The following is a 20,065-nucleotide window of genomic DNA, read 5'->3' on the forward strand; positions in this document are numbered from 1 at the left end:
CCCTCGCCCAGATCGGCTTCCAGCAGTCCTACACCTACTTCACCTGGCGCAACACCAAACAGGAACTGACCGAGTACCTCACCGACCTCTCGGGCGACACCGCCTCCTACATGCGGCCCAACCTCTTCGCCAACACCCCCGACATCCTCCACGCCTACCTCCAGCACGGCGGCAAGCCCGCCTTCGCCGTCCGCGCCGTCCTCGCCGCCACCCTCTCCCCCACCTGGGGCATCTACAGCGGCTACGAACTCTGCNAGAACACCCCCCTGCGCCCCGGCAGCGAGGAATACCTCGACTCCGAGAAATACCAGCTCAGGCCACGCGACTGGGACACCCCCGACACGCTGGCGCCCCTCATCACCCGCCTCAACGAGATCCGGCGGGCCAACCCCGCCCTGCACGCCCTGCGCAATCTGCGCTTCCACCACACCGACAAGGAAGAGGTGATCGCCTACTCGAAGAAGAGCGGTTCGAACACGGTTCTGGTGGTCGTCAGTCTCGACCCCCACCACACCCAGGAGGCGACGGTCTCGTTGGACATGCCGCAACTCGGCCTGGACTGGCACGAGTCGGTGCCGGTGTGCGATCAGCTCACCGGCGAGACCTATCACTGGGGCAGGGCCAACTACGTGCGCCTGGAACCGGGCACCCGGCCCGCGCACGTCCTCACCGTCCTGCGACCGTCCAACCCGCAGATCGGAGGGTCACCCACACGATGATCGTCAACGAGCCCGTTCCGGACACGTTCGAGGACACCCCCGCCAAGGACCGCGACCCCGACTGGTTCAAACGCGCCGTCTTCTACGAAGTCCTCGTCCGCTCCTTCCAGGACAGCAACGGCGACGGCGTCGGCGACCTCAAGGGCATCACCGCCAAACTCGACTACCTGCAATGGCTCGGTGTCGACTGCCTCTGGCTGCCGCCCTTCTTCAAGTCCCCGCTCCGCGACGGCGGGTACGACGTCTCCGACTACACCTCCGTCCTCCCCGAATTCGGCGACCTCGCGGACTTCGTGGAGTTCGTGGACGCCGCCCACCAGCGGGGCATGCGCGTGATCATCGACTTCGTCATGAACCACACCAGCGACCAGCACCCGTGGTTCCAGGAGTCGAGAAAGGACCCCGACGGGCCCTACGGCGACTACTACATGTGGGCCGACGACGACAAACAGTACGGCGACGCCCGCATCATCTTCGTCGACACCGAGGTCTCCAACTGGACCTTCGACCCCGTCCGCAAGCAGTACTTCTTCCACCGCTTCTTCTCCCACCAGCCCGACCTCAACTACGAGAACCCGGCCGTGCAGGAGGAGATGATCTCGGCGCTGCGGTTCTGGCTGGACCTCGGCATCGACGGGTTCCGGCTGGACGCGGTGCCGTATCTGTACGCGCAGGAGGGCACCAACTGCGAAAACCTTCCGGCAACCCATGAGTTCCTCAAACGGGTCCGCAAGGAGATCGACGCCCACTACCCGGACACGGTGATCCTGGCGGAGGCCAACCAGTGGCCCGAGGACGTCGTCGACTACTTCGGCGACTACGCCTCCGGCGGCGACGAATGCCACATGGCGTTCCACTTCCCCGTCATGCCGCGCATCTTCATGGCCGTACGACGGGAATCCCGCTACCCGGTCTCGGAGATCCTCGCCAAGACGCCCGCCATTCCGTCCAACTGCCAGTGGGGCATCTTCCTCCGCAACCACGACGAGCTCACCCTCGAAATGGTCACGGACGAGGAACGCGACTACATGTACGCGGAATACGCCAAAGACCCGCGGATGCGCGCCAACATCGGCATCCGCCGCCGCCTCGCTCCCCTGCTGGACAACGACCGCAACCAGATCGAGCTGTTCACGGCTCTCCTCCTGTCGCTGCCCGGCTCGCCGATCCTCTACTACGGCGACGAGATCGGCATGGGCGACAACATCTGGCTCGGCGACCGCGACGCCGTCCGCACCCCGATGCAGTGGACACCGGACCGTAACGCGGGTTTTTCCTCCAGTGACCCCGGGCGGCTCTATCTGCCGACCATCATGGACCCCGTCTACGGCTACCAGGTCACCAACGTCGAGGCGTCCATGTCGTCGCCCTCCTCGCTGCTGCACTGGACGCGCCGGATGATCGAGATCCGCAAGCAGAACCCGGCCTTCGGTCTCGGGACGTACACCGAACTGCCCTCCACCAACCCGGCCGTACTCGCGTTCCTGCGCGACTACGAGGACGACCTGGTGCTGTGCGTGCACAACTTCTCGCGCTTCGCACAGCCCACGGAACTGGACCTGAGCCGGTTCAACGGGCGCCACCCGGTCGAGCTGTTCGGCGGGGTGCGCTTCCCGGCCATCGGCGAGCTGCCCTACCTGCTCACCCTGGCGGGACACGGCTTCTACTGGTTCCGGCTCCGCAGGGAAGCCGCCTAGAAGCCCGGCGGCGGGGCGGTTTCCCCCGTCCCGCCCGGGGCACGCATCAGTAACACCCCGACCACCCGGGGAAAGGAATGTGGCGCCATGGCGAAGACTGTCACACGTTCCGGCGGTTCCGGCACGACCAGCCCCCACCTCCTCGCATCACTGGACCCGCTGCTGCGGGAGTGGCTCCCCCGGCAGCGCTGGTTCGCCGGCAAGGGGCGTCCGGTCACCGGGTTCTCGTTGGTCGCGGCCACCGAGCTGCTGCCGGCCGGCGCCCGGCTCGGCCTGTACCACCTGCTGTTGCGCGCCCACCAGCCGGACGGCCCCGGCGACCGCTACCAGCTGCTGATCGGCGTGCGCGAGGCCCTCCCGCCCCGGCTGGCGCCCGCGCTGATCGGCCATGTGACCGACGGGCCGCTCGCCGGGCGGACCGTGTACGACGCCCTGTACGACACCCGGCCCGCCGAGCTGCTGCTGGAGGCGCTGCGCTCCCGGGCCCGGATCGGCGCCCTGCGCTGCGAAGGCGACCCGGAGCAGGAGATCCGGTCGGGTCTGGTCCCGCGCCTGATCACCGCCGAGCAGTCGAACTCGTCCGTCGTCTACGGAGATACGTTCATTCTGAAGCTGTTCCGCCGGGTCGCGCCCGGCGTCAATCCCGACCTGGAGCTGCCGCTGGCGCTGGCCCGCGAGGGCTGCCCCCGGGTGCCCGCGCCGACGGCCTGGATGGAGATGGACGTCGACACCGACGCGTACGTCCTCGGGGTGCTCCAGCCCTATGTGCAGGGCGCGACGGACGGCTGGGAGCTGGCGCTGCGGGAGCTGGCGAAGGGGGAGGACTTCGGCGCGGAGGCGCGGGCGCTGGGGCGGGCCACCGCCGAGGTGCACGGGGCGCTCGCCCGCGCGCTGCCCACGGTGACGCTCGGACCGGCGCAGATACGGCCGATGGTCGACGGGATGGTCGTACGGCTGGAGGCGGCGGCGCAGGCGGTGCCGGCGCTGCGGCCGTACGCGCCCGCGCTGCGCACGGCCTTCACCGCGCTGGCGGACCTGGCGGCCGAGGGGCACACGTGGACCGCGCAGCGCGTGCACGGCGATCTGCATCTCGGGCAGTGTCTGCAGGCGCCGTCCGGACAGTGGTCGCTGATCGACTTCGAGGGCGAGCCGGCCCGGCCACCGGCCGAGCGCAGGATGCCGCAGCCGGCGGTGCGGGACGTGGCGGGCATGCTGCGGTCCTTCGACTACGCGGCACACTCGTGCGAGCGGCCTGCGCCCGGCTGGGCGCACGCCTGCCGGGCGGCGTACTGCTCGGGGTACGCCGAGGCGGCGGGCCGCGATCCGCGCACGGATCCGGTGCTGCTGCGGGCCTTCGAGACGGACAAGGCGGTCTACGAGGTCGTCTACGAGGCCCGGCACCGCCCCGACTGGCTGCCCGTCCCGCTGTCCGCGATACACCGCCTCGCCGCACCCGATCTGCCTTGAGGAGGCCCCGCACGTGACTCCCCCGAAGAAGGGCAAGAAGGCCGCCGGGAAGAACGGGAGGAAGGGGAAACCTCCGGCGGAACCGCCGGCGCAGGCCTTCTCCTCCTCCCCGGACGCCGTCGACCGCGAGCGCCTGCTGCACGGCACGCATCACGATCCGCACGCCGTGCTGGGCGCGCACCCGGTGTCCGGCGGGATCGCCTTCCGTGCCCTGAGGCCGTACGCGCGGTCGGTCACGGTCGTCGCGGGCGGGCTGCGGGCGGAGCTGCACGACGACGGGGACGGTTTCTTCTCCGTGCTGCTGCCGCTGACGGAGGTCCCGGCGTACCGGCTGCTGGTGGAGTACGAGGGCACGACCCTGGAGACCGAGGACGCGTACCGCTTCCTGCCCACGCTGGGCGACCTGGACCTGCATCTGATCGGCGAGGGCCGGCACGAGGAGCTGTGGACGGTGCTCGGCGCGCACCCGACGGTCCACGAGGGCGTGACCGGCACCCGGTTCTCGGTGTGGGCGCCGAACGCGCGCGGGGTGCGGGTGGCCGGGTCCTTCAACTTCTGGGACGGCACCGGGCATCCGATGCGTTCGCTGGGCTCGTCCGGGGTGTGGGAGCTGTTCGTGCCGGGGGTCGGCGAGGGTGAGCTGTACAAGTTCGACATCGCCCGCCCGGACGGCTCGCACACCCTGCGCGCCGATCCGCTGGCCCGGCGCACGGAGGTGCCGCCGGCGACCTCGTCGATCGTGCACGCCTCGCGCTACGAGTGGGGTGACGAGGAGTGGCTGGCGGGGCGGGGCGGGATACCCGTGCACGAGGCGCCGTTCTCGGTCTACGAGGTCCATCTCCCCTCCTGGCGACCCGGTCTGACGTACCGCCAACTTGCTGATCAACTCCCCTCCTATGTCAGGGATCTGGGCTTCACGCATGTCGAGCTGATGCCGGTCGCCGAGCATCCCTTCGGCGGCTCCTGGGGTTACCAGGTCACCGGTTTCTACGCGCCCACGGCCCGGCTCGGCACCCCCGACGACTTCAAGCACCTGGTCGACGCGCTGCACCAAGCAGGCATCGGCGTCCTCATGGACTGGGTGCCCGCGCACTTCCCGCGCGACGAGTGGGCGCTGGCGGAGTTCGACGGACGGCCGCTGTACGAGCACGAGGACCCCCTGCGCGCCGCCCACCCCGACTGGGGGACGCTGGAGTTCGACTTCGGGCGGCGCGAGGTGCGCAACTTCCTGGTGGCCAACGCGGTGTACTGGTGCGAGGAGTTCCACATCGACGGGCTGCGGGTGGACGCCGTCGCCTCGATGCTGTACCTCGACTACTCGCGCGAGCCGGGCCAGTGGACGCCGAACGAGCACGGCGGGCGGGAGAACCTGGACGCCGTCGCCTTCCTCCAGGAGATGAACGCGACGGTGTACCGGCGCAACCCGGGGGTCGTGACGATCGCCGAGGAGTCGACCGCCTGGGACGGTGTCACCCGGGCCACCCACCACCGCGGCCCGAGCGGCTTCGGCGGGCTGGGCTTCGGCCTGAAGTGGAACATGGGCTGGATGCACGACTCGCTGCAGTACATCGCGCATGAGCCCGTGCACCGCAAGTACCACCACCACGAGATGACCTTCTCGATGGTGTACGCGTACAGCGAGAACTACGTCCTGCCGATCTCCCACGACGAGGTCGTGCACGGCAAGCGCTCCCTGGTGTCGAAGATGCCCGGCGACTGGTGGCAGCAGCGCGCCAACCTACGGGCCTACCTGGGCTTCATGTGGGCGCACCCCGGCAAACAGCTCCTCTTCATGGGGCAGGAGTTCGCCCAGGGCGCGGAGTGGTCGGAGGCGCACGGGCCGGACTGGTGGCTGCTGGACTCGGCGTACGGGGCCGAGCCCGACCACCGTGGGGTGCGCGACCTGGTCCGCGACCTCAACACGGCCTACCGGGCCGCGCCCGCGCTGTGGCAGCGGGACACCGACCCGGCGGGCTTCGAGTGGGTGGTCGGGGACGCCGCCGACGACAACGTCTTCGCCTTCCTGCGCCACGACGCCGAGGGCGCCCCTGTCCTGGCCGTCTCCAACCTCTCCCCCGTCGTCCGCCACGACTACCGGCTCGGCGTCCCCGACGACATCCCGGCGTGGCACGAGGTCCTCAACACCGACGGCGAGCGGTACGGCGGCAGCGGCGTCGTCCGGTCCGACCCGGTGAAGCCGGAGCCCCAGCCGTGGCACGGCCGCCCGGCGAGCGTCCGGCTGACGCTGCCGCCACTCGCGACGGTGTGGCTGCGACCGGCCTAGCTTTCTTTCTTGCCGCCGAACATCAGCCGGCGCAGCGCCGCCAGCAGGCCCCTCGCCTGGCTCTCCTGGTGAGGGGCGGCGGGGAGCCGGTCCGGGTCGGGGCGGTGGAGTGCGTGGGCGTCGTCGGACAGCTCGTAGCGGACCGGGAGGACCTTCAGGCCCCGGACCACCGGGCCCGAGCGCCAGGGCAACTGGTCGGGCGGGAGGGTGAGTTCGGCCTGGGTGAAGTGGTCGAAGACGCGGCCGACGGCGGTGGTGACGATCAGGGCGCCGAGTTCGCGGGCCGCGCTCGGGCACTGGTGGGGGCCCGCTCCCCAGCCGAGGTGGGCGCGGGTGGAGACGGTGGAGCCGACCATCGTGGAGGCGCCGATGGCCAGCAGGTCCTGGTGGGCGGCGGCCGAGGAGGGGGAGACGATGTCGCCCGCGCGGATCCAGAACCGGCCGAGCCGCACGTCCCTCGCCGCGAAGCGGAAGCACATGTTGGCGACCGGAGGGTTGGCGAGGGCGGCCCGGTTGACGGTCTCGCCGAGCTGGCCCGCCGACAGGCTGCGGCGGACCGTGGCGTTGCCGCGCAGCACCTCCAGCAGGGTGTTGAGGACCATGTTGCCGGTGATGTCGTTGAGGTAGACGGCGTTCATGAACAGCTCCCGGCCGAGCTGTTCGTCGGAGAGTTCCGGGTCGGCGAGCATGAAGTACGAGGTGAGGTCGTCGCCGGGGCGGGCGCGGCGGTGGGCGGCGAGGCGGGTGAAGGCGGCCAGTGCCCGGCCGGTGGCGGGGCCCGCGTCGGGGCCGCCGTCCAGCATCCGCCACAGGTCCATGACGAGTTCGTCGCCGAGGTCGACCGGGCAGCCGAAGAGTTTCGTGGTGACCATCAGCAGCAGCGGCCGGGTGTACTGGGCGCCGAGGTCGCAGTGGCCGGTGCGGCCCGACTCGGCGGCGAGCAGGGCGACCAGTTCGTCGGCGTAGCGGGCGACGGCCTGGCGCAGTTCCCAGCCGACGGGGCTCTTGGGGTCCTGGAAGGGGCGCAGGGCCGCGTGGTGGGTGCGGCGGGCGGCGCGGTGCTCCTCGTCGTCCATGAACATCATCTGGCGTACCTCGTAGCCCGCGAGGAGCGGCCAGTCGTGCGGCAGTTCGCCCTGCGCCCGCGCCCTCCAGTGCCGTACGTCCCGCCGCCACCGGCTCTCGTTCTTCAGGACCTCCAGGACCTCCCGGTAGTCCAGGACCAGCCACACCGGTACGCCCATGAGGCCGACGGGCGCCACCGGGCCGTAGGTGGCCCGCAGCCGCCGGTACACCGCGCCGGGGTCGGCGTCGAACTCCGCGGTGAGCAGCGGCTGGACGGCCAGCGAGCCGAGGGTGGGGCTGTCGGCCGGTGCGGTGGCGTGGGGCTGGGCTTCCATACGGCAACGCTTACCGCACCGGTCGTGCACACGCAGTGATCACGGCACGAACTGTTACGTCTTGGTGATCCCGCGTTACGTCAGGTCCGTCACCAGGGCTGTCACCAGCGCCTTCGGCAGCCCCTTGGTATGGACCACGCCGAGTCGCTGGGTGGCCCGGGTGAGGGCGACGTAGAGGTCGCTGGTGCCGTAGAGGCCCGGTTCGACCACCAGGACCGAGTCGAATTCGAGGCCCTTGGACTGGCGGGGGTCGAGCAGGACGACGGTCCGGGTGAGATCCGGCTCGGCGCCCGCCGTGACCCCGTCCAGCCTGGCGGCCAGCCTGCGGTGCAGGTGGCGCGGGGCGATGACGGCGAGCCGGCCCTCGGCGGGCGTCAGCTCCTCCACCGCCTCGGCGACGGCGCCGGGCAGGTCGTCGGTGGCGCGCGCCCAGGGCCGTACGCCGGTGGACCGTACCGAACTCGGCGGCTCGAAGTCCGGGTTCTCGGCGCGTACGACGGCCGCGGCGACCTCCATGATCTCGGCGGGGGTGCGGTAGTTGACGCCGAGGCGGGTGTGCTCCCAGCGGTCCTCGACGTACGGCTGGAGGATCTTCGCCCAGGAGCCGACGCCGGCCGCCTCGGCGGTCTGCGCGGGGTCGCCGACCAGGGTCATCGAGCGGGTGGGGCTGCGCCGCATGAGCAGCCGCCAGGCCATCGGGGACAGCTCCTGCGCCTCGTCGACGATGATGTGCCCGAACGCCCAGGTCCGGTCGGCGGCGGCGCGCTCGGCGGCGCTGCGGTGGTCGTCCTCCTCCTGCCGCTCGGCGAACCGTTCGGCGTCGATGATGTCGTGCGCGGACAGCACCTCGGAGGCGTCCGGATCGTCGTCCTGCTTGTCCTCGAACTCGTAGGTCCGGGAGGCGTACGACACGTCGAGCACGCCCTGCGCGTACGCCACCTGCGTCTCGCGCTCCCGTTCCGCGCGCGCCCGCGCCACCCGCTCGTCCACGCCGAGCAGTTCGGCGGCCTCGTCGAGCAGCGGTACGTCGGCCACGGTCCAGGCCCGGGTCACGGGGCGCCGTACGGCGGCCGCGTCCTCGTCGGGGAGGTGGCCGACGGGGTCGGCGAGGAAGTCGGCGACCAGGCGCTGCGGGGTCAGCCGCGGCCACAGCTGGTCGACGGCGGCCCACACCTCGGGGTTCTCGGCGAGCTCGTCGCGGATCTGCGTGATGTCGGAGGCGTCGAGGAGGCTGGAGCCGTCGTAGGGGTCGGTGCCGACGCGTTCGGCGTACAGCTCGGTGAGGGTGTTGAGGATGTGGCCCTCGAAGTGCTCCCGGGCCACGTTGTGCGGCAGTCGCGCGGCCCGGGTGCGCTCGCGGGCGACCTTCACCAGGCCGTCGTCGAGCATCAGGACCTCCCGGTCGTGCTCGATCGCGATCACCGGATCGGGCAGCGACTGCCAGTCGCGGACGACCTCGGCGAGCACGTCCGCCATGTCGGCGCGGCCCTTGACCGCGGCGGCCTCGCGGGTGTCCGTGGCCGTCGCCCGCACGCCGGGGAACAGTTCGCCGACCGTCGCGAGCAGCACGCCCGTCTCACCGAGGGAGGGCAGCACCTCGCCGATGTAGCCGAGGAAGGCGGGGTTGGGGCCGACGATGAGGACGGCGCGTTTGGCGAGGAGTTCGCGGTGCTCGTAGAGGAGGTAGGCGGCGCGGTGCAGGGCGACGGCGGTCTTGCCGGTGCCGGGGCCGCCCTCGACGACGAGGACGCCCCGGTGCGGGGCGCGGATGATCTCGTCCTGCTCGGCCTGGATGGTCTGCACGATGTCGTGCATCCGGCCGGTGCGCGCGGCGTCCAGCGCGGCGAGCAGGACGTCGTCGCCTGCGGGGTCCTCGTGGCCGGTGCGCTCGCGGTCGCCGAGGTCGAGGATCTCGTCGTGCAGGGCGGTGACCCGGCGGCCCTCGGTGGCCAGGTGCCGGCGGCGGCGCAGGCCGAGCGGGGTGTGGCCGGTGGCCAGGTAGAACGGGCGGGCCACGTCCGCGCGCCAGTCGATCAGCATCGGGGTGCGGTCGGTGTCGTCGGCGCGCAGCCCGATCCGGCCGATGTGGTGGCTGACGCCCGATGGGGGTCCCCCCGCTCGAGCGGATTCGAGAGTGGGGGAGAGGTCGATCCGGCCGAAGCAGAGCGAGCCCTCCACGGCGTTGAGCGCGGCCAGCAGCCCCGAGCGCTCGGCGACCAGGATGTCCCGCTCCAGTCGGGCCTGCCTGGGCGTGCTGCCCTGGGCGAGCGCGTCGCCGACGGAGGCCTCGGTGTCACCGCGCAGGGCGTCCACACGGGCGTACAGGCGGTCGATGAATTCCTGCTCGCGCCGCAATTCACTGTCTGGAAAGCCGGTGTTTGACAATTCCGCTCCCGCCCGGATATACTGTGCTCACTGAATTTTTTTGTGACTCGATAATCCCGAAGTCACGAACCAATGAATATACGCACAGAAATCCCCCGAGCGCAATCGCCCGGGGGATTTCTTTTGCATCGCACCAGGTCGGAGACGGGTGAGAGGCGGGCTGGAGACGGGTCAGAGCACGTCCGACAGCTCCTCGAGGAGGCGGCGCTTCGGGCGGGCGCCCACCATCGCCTTCACCGGCTCACCGCCCCGGAACAGCATGAACGTCGGCATCGACAGCACCTTGTAGGCATTGGTCGTCTCCGGATTGTGGTCCACGTTCAGCTGCACCACCTTCAGCCGGTCCCCCTCCTCGAAGGCGAGCGCCTTCAGCACCGGCGCCATCTGCCGGCACGGCGGACACCAGTCGGCGGTGAACTCCACCAGCACCGGCAGATCCGCCCCCAGTACCTCCGACGCGAAGTCCGCGTCCGTCACCGCGGCCACACCGTCCACACCGTTCACTTCGATCACAGCTCCTGCCCTCCCAGTTCGCACAACGGTGGTTCGCCCCCGGCCGTGGCCAGCCGCACTCCGATCCGGGCCCTGATCGACCGCAGTTCCCCGATCAGCGCGTCAAGCTCGTCCAGCTTGCGCCGGTAGACCGCGAGCGACGCCGGGCACGAGTCGCCCTCGGGGTGACCGGCCCGCAGACACTCCACGAACGGCCGGGTCTCCTCCAGGTCGAACCCGAAGTCCTGCAGCGTCCTGATCTGCCGCAGCAGCTTCAGGTCGTCCTCGTCGTAGGTCCGGTGGCCGTTCTCCCCGCGCCGCGCGGGCAGCAGCCCCCGCGACTCGTAGTACCGCAGCGTCCGCGTGGTGGTCCCGGCCCGTGCGGCCAGCTCGCCGATTCGCATGCGTACGAACGTACGACTTGACGCCGACGTCAAGGCAAGAGCGCTGCTCCCCGCATCGTTGCGGGCACAAAAAGAAGCCGGGCGGCTGAGCTACGGGGGAGCACTCAGCCGCCCGGGCCTTGTCCGGGTGTCCGGCCCCGGTTCAGGCGGGGCCGGACACCCGGGGTTCGGGGGGTCCTGCGAAGGGTCCTGCGAAGGGTGTTGCGTCGGGGTGCGGCCCGTCAGGCCTTGGCGAGTTCCTTCTCGCCCTCTTCACGGGGCTCGGGCACCTCGCCGCCGGTGACCGTCTCGCCCTCGTCGAGCAGGGTCTTCTCGTCGAAGGGCAGCTCCCCGGCGAGCACCTGCCGGACGCGGTCCTTGTCGATCTCCTTGGTCCAGGTGCCGACCAGGACGGTGGCGACCGCGTTGCCCGCGAAGTTCGTCAGGGCGCGGGCCTCGCTCATGAAGCGGTCGATGCCGACGATCAGGCCGACGCCGTCCACCAGGGCCGGCTTGTGGGACTGCAGACCACCGGCCAGCGTGGCCAGACCGGCGCCGCTGACGCCCGCCGCGCCCTTGGAGGCGAGGAGCAGGAAGAGCAGCAGCGGGATCTGCTCACCGATGGACATCGGCGTACCGAGGGCGTCGGCGATGTAGAGGGACGCCATGGTCATGTAGATCATGGTGCCGTCGAGGTTGAAGGAGTAGCCGGTCGGGACGGTGATGCCGACGACGGGCTTGCTGACGCCCAGGTGCTCCATCTTCGCGATGAGGCGCGGCAGCGCGGACTCGGAGGAGGAGGTGGACAGGATGAGCAGGAACTCACGGGCGAGGTACTTGAACAGCGAGAGGATGTTGAGCCCGGAGACGACCCGCAGCAGCGTCGCCAGCACGATGAAGACGAACAGGAAGCAGGTGGTGTAGAAGCCGAGCATCAGGACCGCGAGGCTCTTGAGCGCGTCCAGACCGGCCGAGCCGACGACCGCGGCGATGGCGCCGAAGGCACCGATCGGGGCGGCCCACATCACCATGGCGAGGATGCGGAACACGAGCCGCTGGATGTGCTCGATGCCGCGCAGCACCGGCTGGCCGACGTCGCCCATGGCCTGCAGCGCGAAGCCGGCGAGCAGGGCGACCAGCAGGGTCTGCAGGACCTGGCCCTCGGTGAAGGCGGACAGGAACGTCGTCGGGATGATCGACAGGACGAACTCGACCGGCGGCAGTGCCTCGTCGGAGACCTGGTCGTGGCCGGTGGCCTTGATCGCGTCGGTCAGGTGCAGTCCGTCGCCCGGGTGCAGGATGTTGCCGACGACGAGGCCGATGCTCAGCGCGACCAGCGACATCACCAGGAAGTAGCCGAGGGCGATACCGCCGACCGCGCCGACCTTGGCGGCCTTCCGTACGGAGCCGATACCGAGGACGATCGTGCAGAAGATGATCGGGGAGATCATCATCTTGATCAGGCTCACGAAGCCGGTACCGAGTGGCTTGAGCTCGACGCCGAGGTCGGGCCAGATCAGACCGACGGCGATGCCGAGCGCCACCGCCGCGATGACGGCGATGTAGAGATAGTGGGTGCGGTCCCGCTTCCCAGCGGGTGCGGCAGGTGCCGTTCTGGGGGTGCTGCTGGCGGCCACGGCTGCCCTCCTTGACGTCTTCGTCGGCATCACCGGCGTGCGGCTCACGTCCGGGGAGATAAGGGGAATGCAGTGACTATCTCCGGGGCTGTGAGGGCGGTCACCCTTACGTTCATTTAGTTCGCGCTTAACACGGGAGGCACACTGACGACATGCGCATTCCCGTCCGTGTGCCGAGACCCCGCAGCCTGGCCGGCCAGCTCTTCGCCATGCAGGCCGTGCTCATAGCGGTGCTCGTGGCCGGGTACGCGCTGTTCACGTACGTCAGCGACCGCACCCAGGCCGAGGAGGCCGCGGGCCGCCAGGCCACGGCGGTGGCCCGCTCGGTCGCCGACTCCCCGTCCGTGCGCTCGGCCATCCGTACGGCGAACCCGACCGCCGAGCTCCAGCCGTACGCCCTGCGCGTCATGAAGGACACGGAGGTCGACTTCGTGACGATCATGAATCCGGAGGGCATCCGCTGGACCCACCCGGACGAGGACCAGATCGGCCTGCACTTCCGGGGCAACACGGCGAAGGCCCTGGCGGGCGACACGTTCACCGAGACGTACACCGGCACGCTGGGCGCGTCCGTGCGGGCGGTCACCCCGATCGAGGACGGCGACGAGATCATCGGGCTGGTCAGCGCGGGCATCAAGGTCGAGGCGATCAGCAAGCGGGTCCAGGACCAGGTCACGGCCCTGTTCTCGGCGGCGGCCGGAGCGCTGCTGCTGGGCGCGGTGGGCACGTACGTCATCAACGCCTCCCTGCGCCGCCACACCCATGGCATGAACGCGGCCGAGCTCAGCCGGATGCACGACTACCACGAGGCGGCGCTGCACGCGGTGCGCGAGGGGCTGCTGATGCTGGACGGGCAGTACCGGGTGGCGCTGATCAACGACGGCGGGCGGGAGCTGCTCGGGGTGCCGGGGGACGTGGTGGGCAGGTCGGTGGCGGAGCTGGGCCTGCCGGCCCCGCTGACGGGGGCGCTGCTGGCCTCCGAGCCCCGGGTGGACGAGGTGCATCTGACGGCGTCACGGGTGCTGGTGGTCAACACCTCACCGGTGTCCGGCGGGGAACGCCGGGGCACGGTCGTGACCCTCCGGGACGTCACCGAACTCCAGTCCCTGATGGGCGAGTTGGACTCCGAGCGGGGCTTCACCCAGGCGCTGCGCTCGCAGGCGCACGAGGCGGCGAACCGGCTGCACACCGTGGTCTCGCTGATCGAGCTGGGCCGGGCCGAGGAGGCGGTCGAGTTCGCGACGGCGGAGCTGGAGCTTGCCCAGGCGCTGACGGACCAGGTGGTGGCGGCGGTGAGCGAACCGGTCCTCGCGGCGCTGCTGCTGGGCAAGACGGCCCAGGCGAACGAGCGGGGCGTGGAGCTGGTGGTGTCGCAGGACAGCGGTCTCGACGACGGACTGCTCCCCCGGTCGCTGCCGGCCCGCGACCTGGTCACCATCCTCGGCAACCTCATCGACAACGCGGTGGACGCGGCGCAGGGCAGCGTGCCGGCGCGGGTCACGGTGACCGCGTGCACGAGGGGAGACGAGTTGCTCCTGAGGGTGGCGGACACGGGCGCGGGGGTGGATCCTGCCCACGCCTCCCTGGTCTTCGAGCGGGGCTTCTCGACGAAGCCGTCGGGTCCCGGGGGGCGTGGTCTTGGTCTCGCCCTGGTCCGGCAGGCCGTGCACCGGCACGAGGGGACGCTGTCGGTGGCGGAGGCGGAAGGGGGCGGGGCCGAGTTCGTGGTGCGGCTGCCGTTGCGGCGGGCGACGGCGGTGCCAGGAGGCGAGGGATGACGGAAGTGCCTGAAGTACCGGGCGGTGAGCCCATCAGAGTGCTGGTCGTCGAGGACGATCCGGTGGCCGCGGACGCGCATGTCATGTACGTCGGGCGGGTGCCGGGCTTCGTCGCGGTCGGAAAGGCGCACACGGGCGCGGAGGCGCGGCGCCTGCTGGACCGTACGCCGGTGGACCTGCTGCTGCTCGATCTGCACCTGCCGGACGCGCACGGGCTGCAACTGGCCCGCTCCCTGCGGGCGGCGGGCTATCACGCGGACGTCATCGCGGTGACGTCGGCCCGCGATCTGACCGTCGTCCGGGAGGGCGTCTCCCTGGGCGTCGTCCAGTACGTACTGAAACCGTTCACCTTCGCAACCCTGCGCGACCGTCTGGTCCGCTACGCGGAGTTCCGGGGAGCGGCCGGCGAGGCGAGCGGCCAGGACGAGGTCGACCGCGCCCTCGCCGCCCTGCGCGCCCCTTCGCCCGCGGCCCTCCCCAAGGGTCTGAGCGCCCCGACCCTGGAACGCGTCACGGAGGCCGTCCGGAACGCGCCGGAAGGCCTCACCGCGGCCGGTGTGGCCGAGGCGGTGGGGATCTCCCGGATCACCGCCCGGCGGTACCTGGAGCATCTGGTGGAGGCGGGCCGAGCCGAGCGCAAGCCGTTGTACGGGCAGGTGGGCAGGCCGGAGTTGGTGTACCGGTGGGTGAAGGGGGCGACGGGGAAGGGCCGGTGAGGCCTCCGGCTCTCCTGGCTGCCGCTCCGGCCGTACGACGCCTTCGGCGCCTACAACACCCCGTCCCTGAACGGCTCCACGCCCACCACCCTGCGCACCTTCACCGGCTCGATGAGCAGCATCACGCGCCGCTCCCCTTCCAGCAGCCAGGGGTAGCGCGGCTCGCCGATGTACTTCTGGGTGAGGCGGTCCATGGCGCGTTCCGCCTCCTCGCCCTCCACGAACCGCACGACCCGGCCGCGTATCTCGACGCGGTCGTAGGGATTCCCGGTGTCGTGGTGGGAGAGGGACACCCAGGGGTTGCGGCGCAGATTGCGTTCCTTCACACGGCCGATCGACGTGTTGACCATGACGTACTCGCCCTCCAGGTCCGCCCACATCGGGGAGACCTGGGGGGCGCCGTCCGGGCCCACCGTGGCGAGGTGCCAGAAGTTGGGTGCGAGCACGCGCTCCCGTACGTGGGCGTCGAGCTTGCCGGTCACTTCGTAGAGAGCGTCCATGGTGCGACGCTCCCCCGGAAGAGCGGCTAGAAAACCGACTCCGCCTCGTCCATGCGGTCCTTGGGGACGGTCTTCAGTTCGGTGACCGCCTCGGCCAGGGGAACCATGACCACGTCGGTGCCGCGCAGGGCCGTCATCATGCCGAACTCGCCGCGGTGAGCCGCCTCCACCGCGTGCCAGCCGAAGCGGGTGGCGAGGACGCGGTCGTAGGCCGTGGGGACGCCGCCGCGCTGGACGTGGCCGAGGATGACCGGCCGGGCCTCCTTGCCGAGCCGCCTCTCCAGCTCGTACGCGAGGGCCGTACCGATGCCCTGGAAGCGCTCGTGGCCGAACTTGTCGATCTCGCCCTTGCCGTAGTCCATGGTCCCCTCGGCGGGGTGGGCGCCCTCCGCGACGCACACCACGGCGAACTTCTTGCCGCGCGCGAAGCGCTCCTCGACCATCTTGACCAGGTCGGCGGGGTCGAAGGGGCGCTCGGGCAGGCAGATGCCGTGGGCGCCCGCCGCCATGCCGGACTCCAGGGCGATCCAGCCCGCGTGGCGGCCCATGACCTCGACGACCATCACACGCTGGTGGGACTCGGCCGTGGTCTTCAGGCGGTCCATCGCCTCCGTGGCGACGCCGACCGCCGTGTCGAAGCCGAAGGTGCGGTCCGTGGAGGAGATGTCGTTGTCGATCGTCTTCGGGACGCCGACCACCGGGAGGCCGGCGTCGCTCAGCATGCGCGCCGCCGTCAGCGTGCCCTCGCCGCCGATCGGGATCAGGGCGTCGATACCGAAGTCGTGGATCATGTCCGAGGCGCCCTCGCAGGCCTCGCGCAGCCGGTCGCGCTCCAGGCGCGAGGAGCCGAGGATCGTGCCGCCGCGGGCCAGGATGCCGCTCACCGCGTTGAGGTCGAGGCCTCGGTAACGGCCGTCCAGGAGACCGGCGTACCCGTCCTCGAAGCCGATGACCTCGTCGCCGTAGTTGTCGACCGCGCGGTGCACCACCGACCGGATCACTGCGTTCAGGCCGGGGCAGTCGCCGCCTGCCGTGAGGACTCCGATGCGCATCGTGCTGTGTCTCCTGCTCCCTGTGGATGCCGGTTGCTCGCTGTGGACGCCGGTGAGCCAGGTCCGATTGTTCCATGCCGCCGAGGGCACTGTCTCTTGACGGGCGCCTTATCCACGCGCAGGGGTATTGTCAAGAGGGTTCTGCTCACCCAGGTGGGCGATTTTTGTGATCCCGGCTCCCCCCACGCCACCACATCGGACGAAAACGAAGAAGACGAAACGGAGTGCTCGGGTGACGCGCAGCGTGTACGTGACCGGTATCGATCGCGGCGACGGCCGCCAGGTCGTCGAACTGGGGGTCATGGAGATCCTGACCCGGCAGGTCGAGCGGGTGGGCGTCTTCCGCCCGCTCGTCCACGACGGGCCGGACCGGCTGTTCGATCTGCTGCGGGCCCGCTACCGGCTGACGCAGGACCCGGCGACGGTCTACGGCATGGACTACCACGAGGCGTCCGCCCTCCAGGCCGAGCAGGGCGCGGACGAACTGGTCTCCACCCTCGTCGAGCGGTTCCACGAGGTCGCCCGGGAGTACGACGTCGTCCTCGTCCTGGGCACCGACTTCGCCGACACCCAGTTCCCGGACGAGCTGGCCCTCAACGCGCGCCTCGCCAACGAGTTCGGCGCGTCCGTGATCTCCGTCGTCGGCGGCCGCAAGCAGACCGCGGAGTCCGTCCTCGCCGAGACGCGCAACGCCTACCGGGCCTATCTGGCGCTCGGCTGCGACGTGCTCGCGGTGATCGCCAACCGCGTCGCCCGCGAGGACCGGGAGGAGATCGCCGAGGGGCTCGCGAAGCGGCTGCCCGTCCCCTGTTACGTGCTGCCCGACGAGCCCGCCCTGTCCGCGCCGACCGTCGCGCAGGTCACCCACGCGCTCGGCGCGAAGGTGGTGCTCGGCGACGACTCCGGGCTCGCCCGCGACGCCCTCGGCTTCGTCTTCGGCGGCGCGATGCTGCCGAACTTCCTCAACGCCCTGACCCCGGGCTGCCTGGTCGTCACCCCGGGCGACCGGGCCGACCTGGTCATCGGCGCGCTCGCCGCGCACAGCGCCGGCACCCCGCCGATCGCCGGGGTGGTGCTGACCCTCGACGAGGTCCCGCAGGACGAGATCCTCACGCTCGCCGCCCGCCTCGCCCCGGGCACCCCGGTGATCTCGGTGCCCGGGCTCAGCTTCCCCACGGCCGAACAGTTGTTCGCCCTGGAGGGCAAGCTGAACGCGGCCACCCCGCGCAAGGCCGAGACCGCCCTCGGACTGTTCGAGCGGCACGTCGACACCGCCGGGCTCCTCAAGCGCGTCTCCGCCCCCAGCACCGACCGCGTCACGCCGATGATGTTCGAGCACAAGCTCCTGGAGCAGGCCCGCGCCGACAAGCGGCGGGTGGTGCTGCCGGAGGGCACCGAGGAGCGGGTGCTGCGCGCGGCCGAGGTGCTGCTGCGGCGCGGTGTCTGCGACCTCACGCTGCTCGGGCCCGAGGACCAGATCCGCAAGAAGGCCGCCGACCTCGGGATCGACCTGGGCGACTGCCAGTTGATCGACCCGGCCACCAGCGAACTGCGGGACGCCTTCGCCGAGCAGTACGCGCGGTTCCGCGCCCACCGGGGCGTCACCGTCGAACTGGCCTACGACGTCGTCTCCGACGTGAACTACTTCGGCACCCTGATGGTGCAGGAGGGGCTCGCGGACGGCATGGTCTCCGGGTCCGTGCACTCCACGGCCGCGACGATCCGGCCCGCCTTCGAGATCATCAAGACCAAGCCGGACGCGGACATCGTGTCGTCGGTCTTCTTCATGTGCCTCGCCGACAAGGTCCTCGTCTACGGCGACTGCGCGGTCAACCCCGACCCGAACGCCGAGCAGCTCGCCGACATCGCCATCCAGTCGGCCGCCACCGCCGCCCAGTTCGGCGTGGAGCCGAGGATCGCGATGCTGTCGTACTCGACCGGTACGTCCGGGTCGGGCGCCGACGTCGACAAGGTGCGCGAGGCCACCGAGCTGGTGCGCTCGCGGCGGCCCGACCTGAAGATCGAGGGGCCGATCCAGTACGACGCCGCCGTCGAGCCCAGTGTCGCCGCGACCAAGCTGCCGGGCTCCGAAGTCGCGGGCCAGGCCAGCGTGTTGATCTTCCCGGATCTCAACACCGGCAACAACACCTACAAGGCCGTGCAGCGTTCGGCCGGCGCGATCGCCGTCGGGCCGGTGCTGCAGGGGCTGCGCAAGCCCGTCAACGACCTGTCCCGGGGCGCTCTCGTCCCCGACATCGTCACCACCGTCGCCATCACGGCGATCCAGGCCCAGAACCTCGACCTGCCCCTCGACCTGCCCCTCGACCAGAAGGCTCCCCAGCAGTGACCGCGACCCGCGTCCTCGTCCTCAACTCCGGCTCCTCGTCGGTGAAGTACCAGCTGCTCGACATGCGGGAGGGCGGCCGGCTGGCGAGCGGGCTCGTCGAGCGCATCGGTGAGCGGACCTCGCGGCTGAGGCACACGCCGCTCGCGGCAGGCGGGGAGGCGCGCGAGTGGACCGGGCCGATCGCCGACCACGACGCCGCCCTGAAGGCCGTGTCGGAGGAGCTGGCGCGGGACGGGCTCGGTCTGGACTCGCCCGAGCTCGCCGCGATCGGGCACCGGGTGGTGCACGGCGGGAAGCTGTTCACCGAGCCGACGGTCGTCGACGACACGGTCCTCGCCGAGATCGAGCGGCTGATCCCGGTCGCGCCGCTGCACAACCCGGCCAACCTCACCGGCATCCGCACCGCGCGGGCGCTGCGCCCCGACCTGCCCCAGGTGGCCGTGTTCGACACCGCGTTCCACACGACGATGCCGGAGGCCGCCGCCCGCTACGCGATCGACGTGGAGACCGCCGACGCGCACCGGATCCGGCGCTACGGGTTCCACGGGACCTCGCACGCGTATGTCTCCCGGGCGACGGCGAAGCTGCTCGGCAAGGCGCCCGACGACGTGAACGTGATCGTGCTGCACCTCGGCAACGGGGCGTCCGCGTCGGCGGTCGAGGGGGGCCGGTGCGTGGACACCTCCATGGGGCTGACGCCGCTGGAGGGGCTGGTGATGGGGACGCGCTCCGGGGACATCGATCCGGCCGTCATCTTCCATTTGGCGCGCGTTGGCGGAATGTCCATCGACGAAATCGACACTCTTCTCAACAAGAAGAGCGGGCTTGTCGGACTGTGCGGTGACAACGACATGCGGGAGATCCGGCGCCGGATCGACGGGGGCGACGCACGGGCGAAGCTCGCCTTCGACATCTACGTCCACCGTCTGAAGAAGTACATCGGCGCCTATTACGCCGTGCTCGGGCGGGTGGACGCGGTCGCGTTCACCGCGGGGGTCGGCGAGAACGCGGCCGAGGTGCGCGCGGCGGCCGTCGCGGGCCTGGAGACCCTGGGCCTGGCGGTGGACGGCGGGCTCAACGCCGTACGGGGCGACGAGGCCCGGCTGATCTCGCCCGCGGACGCCCGGGTGGCGGTCGCCGTGGTGCCGACGGACGAGGAACTTGAGATCGCCACGCAGACGTATGCATTGGTAGGGCGGTATTGAGAA

At 70.8% G+C, this 20,065-nt stretch carries 14 protein-coding genes and 1 pseudogene; 8 read left to right on the forward strand and 7 right to left on the reverse strand.

The features are described from left to right. The 4 genes and pseudogenes from ACLZN2_RS03390 to glgB form a co-directional block, all read left to right on the forward strand. A pseudogene (locus tag ACLZN2_RS03390) lies at positions 1-719 on the forward strand (alpha-1,4-glucan--maltose-1-phosphate maltosyltransferase); the annotation flags it as partial. After that, positions 716-2,416, forward strand: a complete 1,701-nt coding sequence (treS, locus tag ACLZN2_RS03395) for a maltose alpha-D-glucosyltransferase (RefSeq protein WP_416976823.1) — start codon at positions 716-718, stop codon at positions 2,414-2,416. The pseudogene ACLZN2_RS03390 and the gene treS, both read left to right, overlap by 4 nt. A gap of 87 nt (positions 2,417-2,503) precedes the next feature. Beyond that, the gene (locus tag ACLZN2_RS03400; protein WP_416976824.1) at positions 2,504-3,883 is read left to right on the forward strand and encodes a maltokinase N-terminal cap-like domain-containing protein; all 1,380 of its coding nucleotides are present in this window, start codon (positions 2,504-2,506) and stop codon (positions 3,881-3,883) included. Between the two features lie 13 nt (positions 3,884-3,896). Next, positions 3,897-6,167 carry a 1,4-alpha-glucan branching enzyme gene (gene glgB / locus ACLZN2_RS03405; protein ID WP_416976825.1) on the forward strand — a complete coding sequence of 757 codons (2,271 nt, stop codon included), beginning with the start codon at positions 3,897-3,899 and terminating at the stop codon, positions 6,165-6,167. Here glgB and ACLZN2_RS03410 read toward each other — a convergent pair. The 5 genes from ACLZN2_RS03410 to ACLZN2_RS03430 all read right to left on the reverse strand — a co-directional run bounded on the left by ACLZN2_RS03410 (position 6,164) and on the right by ACLZN2_RS03430 (position 12,494). Continuing rightward, a complete protein-coding gene (locus ACLZN2_RS03410; RefSeq protein ID WP_416976826.1) occupies positions 6,164-7,567 on the reverse strand; it encodes a cytochrome in 1,404 nt (467 codons plus the stop codon). The genes glgB and ACLZN2_RS03410 overlap by 4 nt on opposite strands. Before the next feature lie 75 nt (positions 7,568-7,642). Beyond that, positions 7,643-9,922: a HelD family protein gene (locus ACLZN2_RS03415; protein ID WP_416976827.1), complete on the reverse strand. Its 2,280-nt coding sequence runs from the start codon at positions 9,920-9,922 to the stop codon at positions 7,643-7,645. Between the two features lie 201 nt (positions 9,923-10,123). Next, positions 10,124-10,438 (reverse strand): thioredoxin, encoded by a 315-nt coding sequence (trxA, locus tag ACLZN2_RS03420; protein ID WP_416977002.1) that lies wholly within the window; start codon positions 10,436-10,438, stop codon positions 10,124-10,126. 23 nt (positions 10,439-10,461) lie between these two features. Beyond that, the gene (locus ACLZN2_RS03425; protein WP_416976828.1) at positions 10,462-10,848 is read right to left on the reverse strand and encodes a MerR family transcriptional regulator; all 387 of its coding nucleotides are present in this window, start codon (positions 10,846-10,848) and stop codon (positions 10,462-10,464) included. Positions 10,849-11,069: 221 nt separating this feature from the next. Next, positions 11,070-12,494 carry a cation:dicarboxylate symporter family transporter gene (locus tag ACLZN2_RS03430; RefSeq protein ID WP_416977003.1) on the reverse strand — a complete coding sequence of 475 codons (1,425 nt, stop codon included), beginning with the start codon at positions 12,492-12,494 and terminating at the stop codon, positions 11,070-11,072. Positions 12,495-12,616: 122 nt separating this feature from the next. On the opposite strand from ACLZN2_RS03430, the gene ACLZN2_RS03435 reads away from it, so the two are divergent. Together ACLZN2_RS03435 and ACLZN2_RS03440 are read left to right on the forward strand one after the other, a co-directional pair. Further along, the gene (locus ACLZN2_RS03435) at positions 12,617-14,242 is read left to right on the forward strand and encodes an ATP-binding protein (protein WP_416976829.1); all 1,626 of its coding nucleotides are present in this window, start codon (positions 12,617-12,619) and stop codon (positions 14,240-14,242) included. Continuing rightward, positions 14,239-14,958: a response regulator gene (locus ACLZN2_RS03440; RefSeq protein WP_416976830.1), complete on the forward strand. Its 720-nt coding sequence runs from the start codon at positions 14,239-14,241 to the stop codon at positions 14,956-14,958. The genes ACLZN2_RS03435 and ACLZN2_RS03440 overlap by 4 nt, the downstream gene beginning before the upstream one ends. A 50-nt stretch (positions 14,959-15,008) precedes the next feature. Here ACLZN2_RS03440 and ACLZN2_RS03445 read toward each other — a convergent pair whose 3' ends face one another. Next, positions 15,009-15,458 (reverse strand): PPOX class F420-dependent oxidoreductase, encoded by a 450-nt coding sequence (locus ACLZN2_RS03445; protein ID WP_416976831.1) that lies wholly within the window; start codon positions 15,456-15,458, stop codon positions 15,009-15,011. 26 nt (positions 15,459-15,484) lie between these two features. Then, the gene (locus ACLZN2_RS03450; RefSeq protein WP_416976832.1) at positions 15,485-16,510 is read right to left on the reverse strand and encodes an ATP-dependent 6-phosphofructokinase; all 1,026 of its coding nucleotides are present in this window, start codon (positions 16,508-16,510) and stop codon (positions 15,485-15,487) included. Between the two features lie 232 nt (positions 16,511-16,742). Here ACLZN2_RS03450 and pta point away from each other — a divergent pair, with 232 nt between their 5' ends. Both pta and ACLZN2_RS03460 read left to right on the forward strand, forming a co-directional pair. After that, complete coding sequence (pta, locus tag ACLZN2_RS03455) at positions 16,743-18,857, forward strand: phosphate acetyltransferase (protein WP_416976833.1); 2,115 nt, start codon at positions 16,743-16,745, stop codon at positions 18,855-18,857. Further along, positions 18,854-20,062 (forward strand): acetate kinase, encoded by a 1,209-nt coding sequence (locus ACLZN2_RS03460; protein ID WP_416976834.1) that lies wholly within the window; start codon positions 18,854-18,856, stop codon positions 20,060-20,062. Before pta ends, ACLZN2_RS03460 begins: the two co-directional genes overlap by 4 nt. The last annotated feature ends 3 nt before the right edge of the window (positions 20,063-20,065 follow it).

The organism is Streptomyces sp. T028 (assembly GCF_048159505.1).
In the GTDB taxonomy this organism is placed as follows: Bacteria; Actinomycetota; Actinomycetes; order Streptomycetales; family Streptomycetaceae; genus Streptomyces.

Bases quoted from the DNA above. Each gene is read 5' to 3' on its own strand.
- treS (WP_416976823.1), top strand. From the start codon at position 716: ATGATCGTCAACGAGCCCGTTCCGGACACGTTCGAGGACACCCCCGCC.
- ACLZN2_RS03400 (WP_416976824.1), top strand. From the start codon at position 2,504: ATGGCGAAGACTGTCACACGTTCCGGCGGTTCCGGCACGACCAGCCCC.
- ACLZN2_RS03410 (WP_416976826.1), bottom strand. From the start codon at position 7,567: ATGGAAGCCCAGCCCCACGCCACCGCACCGGCCGACAGCCCCACCCTC.
- ACLZN2_RS03425 (WP_416976828.1), bottom strand. From the start codon at position 10,848: ATGCGAATCGGCGAGCTGGCCGCACGGGCCGGGACCACCACGCGGACG.
- ACLZN2_RS03430 (WP_416977003.1), bottom strand. From the start codon at position 12,494: ATGCCGACGAAGACGTCAAGGAGGGCAGCCGTGGCCGCCAGCAGCACC.
- ACLZN2_RS03435 (WP_416976829.1), top strand. From the start codon at position 12,617: ATGCGCATTCCCGTCCGTGTGCCGAGACCCCGCAGCCTGGCCGGCCAG.
- ACLZN2_RS03440 (WP_416976830.1), top strand. From the start codon at position 14,239: ATGACGGAAGTGCCTGAAGTACCGGGCGGTGAGCCCATCAGAGTGCTG.
- ACLZN2_RS03445 (WP_416976831.1), bottom strand. From the start codon at position 15,458: ATGGACGCTCTCTACGAAGTGACCGGCAAGCTCGACGCCCACGTACGG.
- ACLZN2_RS03450 (WP_416976832.1), bottom strand. From the start codon at position 16,510: ATGCGCATCGGAGTCCTCACGGCAGGCGGCGACTGCCCCGGCCTGAAC.